This window comes from Bradyrhizobium sp., from assembly GCF_017881085.1.
In the GTDB taxonomy this organism is placed as follows: Bacteria; Pseudomonadota; Alphaproteobacteria; order Rhizobiales; family Xanthobacteraceae; genus Bradyrhizobium.
The window spans coordinates 1-14,618 of sequence record NZ_JADGRI010000113.1; the positions used below are offsets into that span (position 1 = coordinate 1).

The 14,618-nt window shown below is 64.7% G+C and carries 13 protein-coding genes; 11 read left to right on the forward strand and 2 right to left on the reverse strand.

The genetic code is table 11. From position 1 onward, the window contains the following. From miaB to trmB, 7 genes are all read left to right on the forward strand, one after another. Nucleotides 1–1,254 (forward strand): tRNA (N6-isopentenyl adenosine(37)-C2)-methylthiotransferase MiaB (miaB, locus tag QZ213_RS12960; protein ID WP_291686470.1); only part of this gene is annotated, 1,254 nt, incomplete at its 5' end. Between the two features lie 4 nt (nt 1,255–1,258). After that, complete coding sequence (locus QZ213_RS12965) at nt 1,259–2,314, forward strand: PhoH family protein (RefSeq protein ID WP_291686471.1); 1,056 nt, start codon at nt 1,259–1,261, stop codon at nt 2,312–2,314. Nucleotides 2,315–2,379: 65 nt separating this feature from the next. Continuing rightward, complete coding sequence (gene ybeY / locus QZ213_RS12970; protein ID WP_291686472.1) at nt 2,380–2,907, forward strand: rRNA maturation RNase YbeY; 528 nt, start codon at nt 2,380–2,382, stop codon at nt 2,905–2,907. A 1-nt stretch (nt 2,908) separates the two neighbouring features. Continuing rightward, nucleotides 2,909–4,027, forward strand: coding sequence for a hemolysin family protein (locus tag QZ213_RS12975; RefSeq protein ID WP_291686473.1), 1,119 nt, complete (start codon nt 2,909–2,911; stop codon nt 4,025–4,027). Continuing rightward, nucleotides 4,024–5,637 (forward strand): apolipoprotein N-acyltransferase, encoded by a 1,614-nt coding sequence (gene lnt, locus QZ213_RS12980; RefSeq protein WP_291686474.1) that lies wholly within the window; start codon nt 4,024–4,026, stop codon nt 5,635–5,637. The genes QZ213_RS12975 and lnt overlap by 4 nt, the downstream gene beginning before the upstream one ends. 242 nt (nt 5,638–5,879) lie before the next feature. Beyond that, the gene (locus QZ213_RS12985; RefSeq protein ID WP_291686475.1) at nt 5,880–6,296 is read left to right on the forward strand and encodes a helix-turn-helix transcriptional regulator; all 417 of its coding nucleotides are present in this window, start codon (nt 5,880–5,882) and stop codon (nt 6,294–6,296) included. Nucleotides 6,297–6,592: 296 nt separating this feature from the next. Next, nucleotides 6,593–7,348 (forward strand): tRNA (guanosine(46)-N7)-methyltransferase TrmB, encoded by a 756-nt coding sequence (gene trmB, locus QZ213_RS12990; RefSeq protein WP_291686476.1) that lies wholly within the window; start codon nt 6,593–6,595, stop codon nt 7,346–7,348. Between the two features lie 59 nt (nt 7,349–7,407). Here trmB and QZ213_RS12995 read toward each other — a convergent pair whose 3' ends face one another. Together QZ213_RS12995 and QZ213_RS13000 are read right to left on the reverse strand one after the other, a co-directional pair. Further along, nucleotides 7,408–8,256 (reverse strand): phytanoyl-CoA dioxygenase family protein, encoded by an 849-nt coding sequence (locus QZ213_RS12995; protein ID WP_291686477.1) that lies wholly within the window; start codon nt 8,254–8,256, stop codon nt 7,408–7,410. A gap of 80 nt (nt 8,257–8,336) precedes the next feature. After that, a complete protein-coding gene (locus QZ213_RS13000) occupies nt 8,337–9,419 on the reverse strand; it encodes a DUF2336 domain-containing protein (protein ID WP_291686478.1) in 1,083 nt (360 codons plus the stop codon). 363 nt (nt 9,420–9,782) lie between these two features. On the opposite strand from QZ213_RS13000, the gene rimP reads away from it, so the two are divergent. The 4 genes from rimP to QZ213_RS13020 form a co-directional block, all read left to right on the forward strand. Continuing rightward, nucleotides 9,783–10,553: a ribosome maturation factor RimP gene (gene rimP / locus QZ213_RS13005; protein WP_291686479.1), complete on the forward strand. Its 771-nt coding sequence runs from the start codon at nt 9,783–9,785 to the stop codon at nt 10,551–10,553. Between the two features lie 4 nt (nt 10,554–10,557). Continuing rightward, entirely contained in the window at nt 10,558–12,171 is a 1,614-nt protein-coding gene (gene nusA / locus QZ213_RS13010; RefSeq protein ID WP_291686480.1) for a transcription termination factor NusA, read from the forward strand. 102 nt (nt 12,172–12,273) lie between these two features. Then, on the forward strand, nt 12,274–13,005 hold the full coding sequence (locus tag QZ213_RS13015) for an RNA-binding protein (protein WP_291686481.1): 732 nt from the start codon (nt 12,274–12,276) through the stop codon (nt 13,003–13,005). Between the two features lie 9 nt (nt 13,006–13,014). Next, nucleotides 13,015–14,618, forward strand: a 1,604-nt coding sequence (locus QZ213_RS13020) for a translation initiation factor IF-2 N-terminal domain-containing protein (RefSeq protein ID WP_291686482.1), incomplete at its 3' end; no start/stop codon positions are given.

The window sequence follows — 14,618 nt, forward strand, 5'->3', positions numbered from 1 at the left end:
TCGGAGCTGGGGCGGCTGCGCGTCGCCAAGGACGAAGCCGCGCGCAATGGCCGGACCATGAACATCGCGGTGGCCGGCTGCGTCGCGCAGGCCGAGGGCCAGGAAATCATCCGCCGCGCTCCGGTGGTCGATGTCGTCGTCGGTCCGCAAAGCTACCACCATCTGCCGCAACTCCTGGCGCGGGCGAAAGTGGACGGCCGTGCGCTGGAGACCGAATTCCCCGTCGAGGACAAGTTCGGGTTTTTGGCCCCGCCGAAGGCCGATGCGATCCGCGCGCGCGGCATTTCGTCCTTCGTCACCGTGCAGGAGGGCTGCGATAAATTCTGTACCTTCTGCGTGGTGCCCTATACGCGCGGCACAGAGGTGTCGCGCCCGGTCGCGAAGATCGTCGACGACGTGCTGCGGCTCGCCGACCACGGCGTGCGCGAAATCACGCTGATCGGCCAGAACGTCAACGCCTATCACGGCGAAGGTCCGGACGGACGGATCTGGTCGCTTGGTGCGCTGCTGCGCCGGCTCGCCGATATTCCCGGCATCGTCCGCCTGCGCTACTCGACCAGCCATCCCCGCGACGTCGACGACACGCTGATCGATGCGCACCGCGATTTGCCGGCGCTGATGCCGTTCGTGCATCTTCCGGTTCAATCCGGTTCCGACCGGATCCTGGCGGCCATGAACCGCAAGCATACCGCCGATGACTACCGGGCCGTTGTCGACCGGTTTCGGTCCACCCGCCAAGATATTGCATTTTCATCGGATTTTATCGTGGGCTTCCCCGGCGAGACCGAGGAAGATTTCTCCGCCACCCTCGCGCTTGTCACGCAAATCGGATACGCTGGCGCTTATTCGTTCAAATATTCGCCGCGGCCGGGCACGCCGGCGGCGGACATGCAGGAGACGGTGTCAGCGGCTGAGATGGACGAGCGATTGGTGCGGCTTCAGGAATTGATCGACAGCCAGCAATCAGCCTTCAATCAGGCTGCGATTGGCAGCACTGTCGATGTGCTGTTCGAACGCTCAGCCCGCAATGCCGGCCAGATCGTCGGACGCACCGCCTATCTGCAGCCGGCGCATGTGATGGCCTCGCCCGACATCATCGGGCAGGTATTGCCGGTCAAAATCGAAAGCCTCGAGCGCTACAGCCTGCTCGGCCAGCTCGCGCCTTCTTCGCACACGCGCGGCAGCCTGCCTGTTTCTTCGCAGGCCGCAGCTTCTCAAATGACCTATACTTCGCAAACGAGAATGGGAGCCTGAACCCTTGCCAAAAAGCGCATCGGATTCGCCTTCGCTTGCTCCCAGCCGCAAACTCGACCGCGAGATGCAAATTCCACCCGAAACCCAGGTCGTCATCGACTTCGATGACAACAGGGGCGCGTCGGCGCTGGTCGGGCCCTACGGCCAGAACCTGGCGCTGATCGAGCGCCGGCTCGGCGTCGTCGTCGATTCGCGCGGCAATCACATCACCATCGCCGGATCGCGCGACGGCTGCGACGCCGCCCGGCGCGTGCTGGAGACACTGTATGCGCAGGCCGTGCAGGGGCACGATCTGGACCAGGGCGAAGTGGAGGGCGCGATCCGTGCCGTGATCGCGCAGGGCTCGCTGTTCGAGTTCGACGCCAAGACCGCCAAATCGTCGTTCGAGACCATCAATCTGCGCAAGCGTCCGGTGCGGGCGCGCACGGCGGCCCAGGATTCGTACATTCGCGCGCTGAAACGCCATGAACTGGTGTTCGGCATCGGCCCGGCCGGCACCGGCAAGACCTGGCTCGCGGTGGCGCACGCCGCGCAATTGTTCGAACGCAAGGAAGTCGATCGCATCATCCTGTCGCGGCCCGCGGTCGAAGCCGGCGAACGGCTGGGATTCTTGCCGGGCGACCTGCGCGAGAAGGTCGATCCGTACCTGCGGCCGATCTATGACGCGCTGTACGATCTGATGGATTCGCGCATCGTCGAGCGCGCGCTGCAGGCCGGCGAGATCGAGATCGCGCCGCTCGCCTTCATGCGCGGCCGCACCTTGACCAACGCCGCCATCATTCTGGACGAGGCGCAAAACACCACCTCGATGCAGATGAAGATGTTCCTGACCCGGCTTGGCGAGAACAGCCGCATGATCATCACCGGCGACCCTTCCCAGGTCGACCTGCCGAACGGCCAGACCTCGGGTCTGGCGGAAGCCGCCAAGCTGCTCGACGGCGTCGAGGGCATCGCGCAGGTGAAATTCACGGCCGAAGACGTGATCCGCCATGAACTGGTGGCGCGGATCGTCGCCGCCTACGAAGGATTGCCGCAGCGGCCGGCAACCAGCAGGCCCTGATGCGAAAATCCGCCGCGAGAAGCGCGCCGGAAGCGATTTCGGGGCGCAAAAGAAATTCCGGAGCGATGGCGCACACTGCCCTTCCCATGACCGAGGTTCTCGTCGTCGCCGACGGCTGGCAGAGCGAGCCCGACGCCGAAGCGGTGATCCAGCGCGCCATCGCGGCCGCGGCCGAGATGGTCGATGCGGATACCGGCGAGGCTGAACTCGCGGTCATGCTGACCGACGATTCCGGCATCCGCACCCTGAACAGCAACTGGCGCGGCATCGACAAGCCGACCAACGTGCTGTCGTTTCCGGCGCTGCAGCCGACCGGCGGAAGCAGCCCGGACGACGCGCCGCGCATGCTCGGCGACATCGCGATCGCCTATGAGACGACGCGCAAGGAAGCCGACGACGAGCAAAAGCCGTTCGATCATCACCTCAGCCATTTGGCGATCCATGGCTTCCTGCATCTGATCGGCTACGATCACGAAAAAGACGACGACGCCGAGGTCATGGAGGCTCTGGAAACGGAGATTCTGTCGCAACTCGGCATTCCCGATCCGTATGCGGACCGAGATCCCCATGCGGGCCGGGAGCGGATGAACTGAAATGGCGGACTCCGAACCGACCCACGACAATCCGCGCAATACGCGCAACCTGCCGGCGGTGGTGCCGCAGGGCGAAGTGCTGCGTCCCGCCGCCGACAACTGGCTGACGCGGGCGATCCGCACGCTGTTCGGCTGGAAGCCCGGATCGGTCCGCGACGATCTGCAGGTGGTGCTCGATGCGTCCACGCCGGACGAGGTCGGCTTTTCCGCCATCGAGCGCACCATGCTGCGCAATATCCTCGGCCTGCATGAGCGGCGCATCGCCGACGTCATGGTCCATCGCGCCGACATCATCGCGGTCAAGCGCGACATTCAACTCGGCGAATTGATGAGCCTGTTCGAAAGCGCGGCACATTCGCGCCTGGTGGTCTACAACGAAACGCTCGATGATCCCGAAGGCATCGTGCACATCCGCGATCTCCTCGCGTTCATGACCGCAAGAGCGCGTATATCCGAGACTGGCAAGACCAAGCGCAAGAAGCCGTTTCCCGCCGGGCTCGATCTGCGCGCGGTCGATCTCGCGCTGCCGCTGTCGGAAAGCAACATCATCCGAAAACTGCTTTACGTGCCGCCGTCGATGCGGGCGATCGACCTGTTGGCGCAGATGCAGGCCTCGCGCATCCATCTGGCGCTGGTGGTTGACGAATACGGCGGCACCGACGGGCTGGTGTCGATCGAGGACATCGTCGAACAGATCGTCGGCGAGATCGACGACGAGCACGACAGCGACGAGCCGCCGGCGATCGTGCGGCAGGCCGACAACTCCTTCATTGCCGACGCGCGCGCCAGCCTCGACGACGTCCGCTCCGTGATCGGCGAGGATTTCGTCACCGGCGAGGCCGGCGAGGAGGTCGAGACGCTCGGCGGCTATCTGGTGACCCATGTCGGCCGCCTGCCGGTGCGCGGCGAAGTGATTTCAGGCCCCGGCCACTACGAAATCGAAGTGCTCGACGCCGATCCGAGGCGTGTCAAGCGGCTGCGCATCGCCACGCGCAAGGAGCGCGCGCCCGCGCGGTCACAGCGCGAGGGCCGCCGCCGCGAGGCCACACCGGAGCAGGGCCCGCCACAGGCCAATGACAATGCGATACCGCCGCCCGGCGATGGAGCCGGTTCGCAGTGATCGCGTTGGATAAACTCCGCACGCTCGGTCTTGCGATCATCCTGGCCTGGGGCTGGAGGCGCGCCGGCGTCGCGCTCACCGCGGGCGCGCTGTCGGCGCTCGCGATGGCGCCGTTCAATGCGTGGCCGGTGCTGTTCCTGACCTTTCCGGTCATGGTCTGGCTGATCGACGGCGCCGGCGCCGGACGGCTGCGCGGCGTGCCTGCGGCGGCGATGGCCGGCTGGTGGTTCGGTCTCGGCTATTTCGTGCCGGGTCTGTACTGGATCGGCTACGCGTTCCTGGTCGATGCATCGACCTTCGCCTGGCTGATGCCGTTCGCCGTGTTGGGCCTGCCGGCCTATCTGGCGCTGTTCACCGCGCTGGGCTTCGCGCTGGCGCGCCTGATCTGGACCCGGGGCGCCTCGCGGGTGATCGCGCTTGCCCTCAGTCTCACGATCGGCGAATGGCTGCGCGGGCATGTGCTGTCAGGCTTTCCGTGGAACGCGTTCGGTTACGCGCTGTCGGAGCCGCTGGCACTGGCGCAGACGGCCTCGCTGATCGGCCTGTGGGGCCTCACCTTCCTGAGCGTCGCGATCTTCGCAAGCCCGGCCGTGCTGATCGACGGCAGCTCGCGCGGACGCACGCCGTGGATCGCGCCGGTGGCGGCGCTGTCGCTGCTGGTCGCCATGGCCATTTTCGGCGGCGTTCGCCTCAGCCTGCACCCGACCGCCGACGTTGCGAAGGTCATGCTGCGGATCATGCAGCCCAACCTGCAGCAGGACGTTAAATTCAATTACGCCGCCAAGGCGGAAGTGATGCAGAAATATCTGACGCTGTCCGATCGCGCCTCCGGCCCGCAATCCACCGGCGTGCGTGACGCCAGCATCCTGATCTGGCCGGAATCGGCGTTCCCGTTTTTCTTGACGCGCGAAGCCGATGCGATGGCGGCGATCGCCGACCTGTTGCCCAAGGGAACCGTCCTGATCACCGGCTCGGTGCGCGCGCCGGATCTGCCGCCGGGCACCCGGATCACGCGCGCCTATAATTCAATCTATGTGATCGACCATGACGGCAGCGTGGTGTCCGTCTACGACAAGCTGCATCTGGTTCCGTTCGGCGAATATCTGCCGTTCCAGGACTGGATGGAAAAGCTCGGCCTGGAACAACTCACCAGGGTCCAGGGCGGATTCATTCCGGGCCTGCGCCGCCGCCCGATGGACATCCCAAATGCGCCGCGCGCGCTACCTCTAATCTGTTATGAAGCGATTTTTCCCTCCGACGTTGCGTCACGCGACGACCGTCCGGGCTGGATCGTCAACCTGACCAATGACGGCTGGTTTGGAATTTCGACCGGTCCCTACCAACATCTGCAGCAGGCGCAACTGCGTGCGATCGAGCAGGGACTGCCGGTGGTTCGTGCGGCAAATACAGGCATTTCCGCCGTCATCGATCCCGTGGGACGTATTGTCGCCCGGCTCGGTCTCGGCGTCGAAGGCGTGCTGGATGCCAGTCTTCCGTCGGCTATCGCACCAACCGTTTACGCACGCAACGGTGACATTCCCGCCGCGATCATGCTGGCCGCAGCCTTTCTTTTCGTCATCCGGCGGCGCGCGGCGAAGCGAACCTCCTGAAGCCTTTTTTTCATCCTTGGCTTCGGTTAACCGGTCAGAAATATCCGCGACCGGAAATCCAGAGTTGACAGACCGACCGTGCCATTCGCATTCTGTCGCACTAGTCGAGAAAAGACCCAGTCAGTTCGTTGCTCAAATTGCCTGCATTTCCCCCGACGCTTCCGAGCAAGATTTGACGGTACTGGCGCCCGAGGCACAATTCGTCCTGCCTCGCCTTCTGGCGCATCCAAGGAGTGTTGGAGATGTCGACCAAAGCGCCCAACCCTGTTGACAAATATGTCGGCAGTCGTGTGCGCATGCGCCGCATCATGCTCGGCATGAGCCAGGAGAAACTCGGCGAAGCATTGGGCCTCACCTTCCAGCAGGTTCAGAAATACGAAAAGGGCACCAACCGGGTCGGCGCAAGCCGCATCCAGCAGATCTCCGAAATACTGCAGGTCCCGGTTTCGTTTCTGTTCGAGGGCGGTCCCAGTGGGACCGTCAGCACCGAGGGCTACAGCGAAGGCGCTTCGCCGACTTACGTTTCCGATTTCCTGGCGACCTCAGAGGGCCTGGCGCTGACCCGCGCGTTTACGCGCATCGCCGACGCCAAGCTCCGGCGCAGCATCGTCGAACTGGTCGAACAGATCGCGGCGCGCGAAGGACCCGACAAGCGCTAGGATGGGTCGTCATTCCGGGGCGCTCGGAAAACGAGCGAACCCGGAATCCGGAGATAATCAGGCGCAGAGATTCCGGATCCGCCATCCAAGTCGACTGTTGCCGACGTGGACCATGATGTTACTGAACTCGGGTAAACCCGAGTTCTGGCGCGCGCCCCGGAATGACGTTAGAGCATGATCCGGAAAAGTGGGAACCGGCTTTTCGACAAGATCATGCTCAAACAACATGAACGAGGAGCATGATTCAATTCGGTTGAATCATGCTCAGTTGTACTTCCGAAGACAAGAACGTGCCGATGACAGACGTTGCGATGAGCATCACCAACAAGGATTCCGCCGGGCGCGGCGCATCGTCCGACGATGGCGCGCCCCATCCGCACGGCTCGTTTTTCGGCCGCCGCAAGGGCCACAAGCTTCGCGCGCACCAGGCCGATCTGATCGAACAACTGCTCCCGCGCCTTGCCCTCGACATCGGCGGACCCAGCCCGCCCGATCTCGCCGGCCTGTTCGAGCCGCCTGCCGAGGCCGTCAGGCTCGAAATCGGATTCGGCGGCGGCGAACATCTGATCGCGGAGGCGCAAGCCTTTCCGGATACCGGCTTCATCGGCTGCGAACCCTATGTCAACGGCATGGCGAAGATCCTGACCCGGATCGAAGCCAGCAACATCGGCAACATCAGGCTGTTCGCCGGCGACGCCGCCGAGCTGTTGGCATGGGCGCCGGCGCGCTCGCTGGCGCGGATCGACCTGATCCACCCCGACCCCTGGCCGAAGCGGCGGCACTGGAAGCGCCGCTTCGTGCAGGACGCGAGCGTTGCCGCCATGGCGCGCGTGCTCGAGCCGGGCGGGGAATTCCGTTTCGTCAGCGACATCGACGATTATTGTGCCTGGACCCTGGCACATCTGGCGCGCTCGCCCGATTTCGTCTGGACTGCCGAGCGCGCCGCCGACTGGCGGGAGCCATGGACCGACTACACGATGACGCGCTACGGCGCCAAGGCCGAGCGCGAGGGGCGGAAGGCGGCGTATCTGAGGTTTCGGAGGGTAGGCTGATTCCTCCTCCGTCGTCATTCCGGGATGCGCCTCTTGGCGCAAGTCCAAATGACAGAAACTTACTGCTTCGCCGCCTCGCCCATCCGCGCTTTCCTGATGTCGGTGGCCTCCCATACCATGCGCTTGCCGCGGTCGCGGCCGAGCAATTCGATCGGGTCGCGATTGTCGATATGGCCGAACTGTCCCTTGTAGACGCTGTAGCCGCATAGTTCCTGCAGGCGCCGCGGAAACCGCTTCGCGGTTTCCCGGGGAATGCCGAGTTGCAGGTTTTCCTGTTGCCGCATCCAGCCCCAGCAATAGGCGCAGGAAAATGCAAACCGCCTGGTATCGCTGGTGTTGGCGCCGCCACCATGCCAGAGCGCGCTGTCGAACAGCATCACGCTGCCCGCCGGCATGGTCGCGGTGACCGCATCGTAATCCTTGCCGTATTCCGGCGAGCAATCGTATTTGTGGCTGCCCGGCAGAATCCGCGTCGCGCCGTTGTCGTCCCGGAAATCCGACAGCGCCCAGATCGCGTTCACCGTGATCGGGATGTGCGGCCGCGGCAGCGGAATCAATTGCGTGTCCTCGTGGATCGGCTGCGCCTCCTGGCCCGGGCCGAGCACCAGCGAGCAGAACGACGACAACAGGCATTCTTTGTCCAGCACGCGCTCCACGACCGGCAGAACGTTCTCGTGCAGCGGCACTTCCCAGAAAACGTCGTCATAGGTCAGAAGGTTGTTGATGCGGACGGTCTTGAAGCCTTCGAACGACGTTTTGGCGTAGCCGAGACCGTGCTCGCGCTCGGTGCGCTCCAGCGCCGCCTTCAATCCCTCGATCAGGCCGGGATCGGCGGCGCGCTCGATCACCGTGTATCCGTCGTCGCGGATTTTGGCGGCATGCAACTGAATGTCGGCGTCGGTCAGCATTTCGATCTCCCTGATGGCGCTGTACCCCGCGCCTTTGAGATCAGCTTAGCCGTGTCGCCCGGATGTTGGGAAGATTCAACTCACGCCGATTGTCTGGTCTGCCAGAAGCCCACCACGCGCTCGGCAGTCGAAGGCATCAGGCGGGCGAAATTGACCCGCGCGCTTTCGATGTCGGCCGGCGACGCTACCCGGCTTGGTCCCAACCGGAGCAGGATCAAGGCGCGCACCGTCGCCCACTCAAGGTTGACGGTCTTGCCGACGATCAGGATCGGATCGTAACGGTCTCCCGCGATCAGGCGGTCGAGCGTGGCGATCTTCACCCCCGACATCGCGGAAAGCGCGGCCACCGCTTCCTCGTATTTGTAGGCCTTGGCAAAACCGAGCAGCGCGGCTTCGTTCAACTCGCCGGCGCGATGCAGCGCGAGAATCGTGCGCTGCGCCGGCACAAAGTCACGGCGGCTCCCGACCACTTCCATCACGCCGGAAATCTCGTTCATCGCGCGGCTGATCGCGGCCTGCCTGGCGGGTTTGACGACCTCCACCAGGCGGCGGCGGATGACGTCGATCGATCCTTCCAGAAGGTCCTTCAGCCGGGGTTCCGAAAGATCGTCGCGCTGGCCAACCGTGAGCGTCAGCACGGCATCCTGGCTCGCGCGCTTGATCAGCGCGGAATATCCGGTCGGCGAAAACAGCGCGCCCGCATTGCCGGCGGCGCGCCTGACCACATCGCGGTCGCCGCGGCGCACGATGACGTCGGTGAGATCGGGAGAAAGCGACCGCCGCTCCGACATCGCCAGCAGATGGCCCTGGCCCTTGATATGCGCGATCTCGACCAGCGCGGCTTCATCGATCACCGGCGACCGGCGCAGCAGCGGACCCGCAATCAGGATCTCGTCCTCGCGCGCGAGTTGCCCGACCAGCGCGCGTGGCGCATTGCCGAGCAGCGACAGCCGTTCGGCCAGATCGGTGCGCGCGGCGATTTCGGCGTGCGGGACGAGATCGATCAGGATTCCATCGAACAGGTCGACATGGTCGGGCCGCAGCTTCGCCGCGCCCTGCAGGAACAGCTCGGTGATCCTGCGCGCAGCGTCGGCAAGGCGTTTGGGATCGCCGTTCCTGAGGATCTCATCGAGCCCTGGGATCAGCGAGGTAGCGGCCGTCATGAACCATACTCAAACCCGGCGGATCGACGGGCGTTGGAGGGCAATTTAGGTCGGCCTGGTGAACGAAGGGTTAGGCTTGAAAGCGGGCGAAAAAGGCTCCAAAATCCTGCTTCCTGGCCTCACCGGGCCTTGCCGGGTCGGGGGAAAACCGTTATATCAGCCGCAACTTATCGTTCTCATACGATCGCGTATTGAGAGTGGGTCCCCCGGGACCCGCTCTTTTTTATTACCTGAACAGGCCCGGGAAGGACGCCGTGCCGGGCTCGGGCAGCACGGCCGGATCGCGTTCAAGGCCCGGCCCAACTCAACGCAAGCTAGACCGTCCCAAGCTAGACCGCCCAAAGGCAAGTTTTGACGCTGGATATGACCGATCCAACTGCTGGTTCCGTAGACACCGAATTGCTGGCCGAGCCGCGCCTCGTCGTCGAGCCGGGCGCAGCGGCGCGGGTGTCGGCGATCGCGGGTCCGGTGCTGCAGGCAATGGGGTACCGGCTGGTGCGGATCAAGATTTCAGGGGAAAGCGGCTGCACCGTCCAGATCATGGCGGAACGGCCCGACGGATCGATGCAGATCGAGGATTGCGAAGCGATTTCAAAGGCGTTGTCGCCGGTACTCGACGTTGCCGATCCGATCGAACGAGCCTACCGGCTGGAGATTTCGTCGCCCGGGATCGACCGGCCGCTGGTGCGCCGCTCCGATTTCGAGCGCTATGCCGGCTATCTCGTGAAGATCGAGATGGCGGTCGCGCATCAGGGCCGCAAGCGGTTCCGCGGCACGCTCGGAGGCGTCGAGGGCGATGCCGTGCACCTACATCGCGATGACACACGCGCGGGCGAAGATGCCGAAGCCTTGCTGGTCATGGAAGATATCGCCGACGCCAGGCTGGTGCTGACCGACGAGCTGATCGCGGAATCGATGCGGCGCGGCAAGGCCGCCGAACGCGAACTGCGCCAGAGTCTCGGGCTCGAACCGCCCCCGCCGCCGCATGCGAGGAAAAGCGATCCTGCGAAGAGCAACAAACCGAAGCCGAAATTGAAGCCGAACAAGAACGCCGCGCCGAAGAATACCAAGGAGCACCGCCTTGCCGCAGAACGACTGCGTCGAGGCGACACCGATCCCACGAGAGGAGACTAAAGCCATGGCAGCTGTCAGCGCCAACAAACTCGAACTGCTGCAGATCGCCGATGCGGTCGCGCGCGAGAAATCGATCGACCGCAGCATCGTGATCGCGGCGATGGAAGACGCCATCGCCAAGGCGGCACGCGCCCGCTACGGCAGCGAGACCGACGTGCACGCCGAAATCGACGCCAAAAAGGGCGAATTGCGGCTGTCGCGCCACATGCTGGTGGTCGACCAGGTCGAGAACTCGGCGAACCAGATTTCGCTGGAGGACGCCCGCCGCGCCAATCCCGGCGCGCAGATAGGCGACACCATCGCCGATACCCTGCCGCCGCTGGAATATGGCCGCATCGCCGCGCAGTCCGCCAAGCAGGTGATCGTGCAGAAGGTGCGCGAGGCCGAGCGGGACCGGCAGTATCAGGAATTCAAGGACCGCATCGGCGATATCGTCAACGGCATCGTCAAGCGCGTCGAATATGGCAGCGTCATCGTCGATCTCGGCCGCGGCGAAGCCATTATCCGCCGCGACGAGATGCTGCCGCGCGAGGTGTTCCGCAACGGCGACCGCGTCCGCGCCTATATTTTCGACGTCCGGCGCGAGACCAGGGGACCGCAGATCTTCCTGTCCCGCACCCATCCGCAATTCATGGCGAAGCTGTTCGCGCAGGAAGTGCCGGAAATCTATGACGGCATCGTCGAGATCAAGGCGGTGGCCCGCGACCCGGGCTCGCGCGCGAAAATCGGGGTGATTTCCCGGGATTCGTCGGTCGATCCGGTCGGCGCCTGCGTCGGCATGCGCGGCTCGCGCGTGCAGGCGGTGGTCAACGAGCTGCAGGGCGAGAAGATCGACATCATTCCGTGGTCGCCCGATATCGCGACCTTCGTCGTCAACGCGCTGGCGCCCGCCGAAGTCGCCAAGGTGGTGATCGACGAGGAACGCGAGCGGATCGAAGTCGTGGTGCCCGACACCAATAACCAGCTGTCGCTGGCGATCGGCCGGCGCGGCCAGAACGTGCGTCTCGCCTCGCAGCTGACCGGCTGGGACATCGACATCCTGACCGAACAGGAAGAATCCGAGCGCCGCCAGGCCGACTTCGAGAACTCCACCCGCGTGTTCATGGAAGCGCTCAACGTCGACGAAGTGGTCGGCCAATTGCTGGCGTCGGAAGGCTTCACCTCGGTGGAGGAACTGGCGATGGTCGACGTCAAGGAACTGGCCGGCATCGAAGGCTTCGACGAGGAAACCGCCAACGAGTTGCAGAGCCGGGCCCGCGAATATCTGGAACAGCTCGAAAGCGAGCTCGAAAACAAACGTAAGGAGCTCGGTGTGGAAGACGCTTTGAAGACGGTGCCCGGCGTGACCTCGAAGATGCTGGTGAAATTCGGCGAGAACGACATCAAGACGGTCGAGGATCTGGCCGGATGCGCCACCGACGACCTGGTCGGCTGGACCGAGCGCAAGGAAGGCGGCGAGCCGACCAAGCATCCCGGCATTCTCGACGCCAACGACATCTCGCGCGACGACGCCGAGAACATGATCATGCAGGCTCGCGTCATCGCCGGCTGGATCACGGAGGCCGACCTCGCCAAGAAGCCCGAGGAGACGGAAGCCACCGAAGAACAACCGGTCTGATGCGCGCGTTTCGCACAAAACTTGCCCTCGGACCCGATCCGAGGGTGGAACACCGGTTCTGCGCGACCGTAACGCGCAGATGACAGGAGAGATGCCCCACGCATGCTTGCTTTCGCTGACCCCGATCTCGACAACGGACCGCGGACCGACAGGTCTGCGACGATGCGGATGTGCGCGGTCACGCGGCAGGTGCAGCCGATCGGCGAGCTGATCCGGTTCGTGGTCGCGCCCTCCGGCGAGGTGATCCCGGATCTGAAACGCAAGCTTCCCGGCCGCGGCCTGTGGGTCTCCGCCTCGAGCCAGACGGTTGCGGAAGCCGTCCGTCGTCACCAATTCAGCAAGGGTTTCAAGCGCGAAGTCCGCGTTTCGCCGACGTTGCCGGCCGATACCGAAGCATTGCTGGTGCGCAGCACAATCGACGCGCTCGCGATGGCCGCCAAGGCCGGGCAGGTGATCTCCGGCTTCGGCAAGGTCGAGGACGCCCTGAGGTCGCGGCAGGCGCGGGCGTCGGTCGCGGCCCTGATTCATGCCTCGGACGGCGCGACCGATGGAATCCGGAAATTGGATGCCCTCCTTCGGCAAAACGCCGGAATTAACGATGAATCGAACGAATTTCCGGTGGTCACGGCGCTGACCTCGGAACAATTGGATTTGGCACTGGGCCGGTCAAATGTGATACATGCTGCCCTGCTCGCGGGCCCGGCGAGCAAAACGTTCCTGTCGCGTAGCCATATCCTGGTCCGATACCGGATGGCGGACGCCGACAAGACAGCCGGTAATGCGGCCCAGAATTCGCCGATAGAGACTGTGCGGACACGCACGAAACAGGATTAGGACTGCTGAATGGTCGATAAAACGCCTGGCGACAGGAAACTGAGTGTCCCGAACAAGACCCTGTCGCTTAAGCCGCGGGTCGAGACGGGCACCGTGAAGCAGAGCTTCAGCCACGGCCGCACCAAGCAGGTGGTGGTTGAAAAGCGCGGCAAGCGCCGCGTCGGCGGCGATGCTCCCGCAACGGAGACGCATGCCCCGGAGCCTGCGGTCGTTGCCAAGGCCGCTCCCGCTGCGCCCGCCGCTCCCGCCGCCAAGGCGCCGCTCGCCCGTCCCACCGCGCCGCCGGCTGCGTCGCGCAGCGGCTCGGGCGTGGTGTTGCGCACCCTGACCGAGGATGAACGCAGTGCCCGCGCCAGCGCGCTTGCCGACGCCAAGATCCGCGACATGGAAGAGCGGCGGCTGGCGGAAGAAGAAGCCAGGCGCCGCAACAGCAAGGAAGGCATCGAGCAGGCCGAGCGCGAAGCCGCCGAAGCCCGCCGCAAGGCCGAGGAAGAGCGCCATCGCCAGGACGAGGAAGCCAAGCGCAAGGCCGAGCTCGAGGCCAAGAAACGTTTCGGCGAAGCCGAGGCCAAGACGGCCGCCGCCGCACGCGCCGCGCTCCCCGCCGCCCGCGCGCCCGGTATCGCCGCCGATATCACCGACGAGGACGAAGGTCCGCGCCAGGTTCGCCGTGGCCCCGGCGGCGCCGTCCGCCCGGCGGCTCCCCCGAAGACGACCGCCAAGCCCGCGCCGGCGAAGCAGCGCGGACGCCTGACGCTGGTCACCGCGCTCAACGCCGACGACGTGCGCGAGCGCTCGATCGCCTCGTTCCGCCGCCGCACCCAGCGCCTGAAGGGACATGCCTCGAACGAACCGAAGGAAAAGCTGGTTCGCGAAGTCATCATCCCTGAAGCCATCAATATCCAGGAACTCGCCAACCGCATGTCCGAGCGGGCGGTCGACGTCATCCGCCTCTTGATGAAGCAGGGCGCGATGCACAAGATCACCGACGTGATCGACGCCGACACCGCGCAGCTGATCGCCGAGGAACTGGGCCACACCGTCAAGCGTGTCGCCGCGTCGGACGTCGAGGAAGGCCTGTTCGACGTCGTCGACGACTCCTCCGACACCGAACCGCGTTCGCCGGTCGTGACCGTGATGGGCCATGTCGACCACGGCAAGACCTCGCTGCTCGACGCGCTGCGCCACGCCAACGTAGTATCGGGCGAGGCCGGCGGCATCACCCAGCACATCGGCGCCTATCAGGTGACCTCGCCGGAAAGCGGCAAGAAGATCACCTTCATAGACACTCCCGGCCACGCCGCGTTCACCGCGATGCGGGCCCGCGGCGCCAAGGTCACCGACATCGTGATCCTGGTGGTCGCGGCCGATGACGGCGTCATGCCGCAGACCGTGGAAGCGATCCATCACGCCAAGGCGGCGAAGGTTCCGATGATCGTGGCGATCAACAAGATCGACAAGCCCGATGCCAAACCCGACCGGGTTCGCACCGAACTGCTGCAGCACGAGGTGCAGGTCGAATCGCTCGGCGGCGACGTCGTCGACGTCGAGGTTTCCGCCAAGAACAAGACCAATCTCGACAAGCTCCTGGAAATGATCGCGCTGCAGGCCGA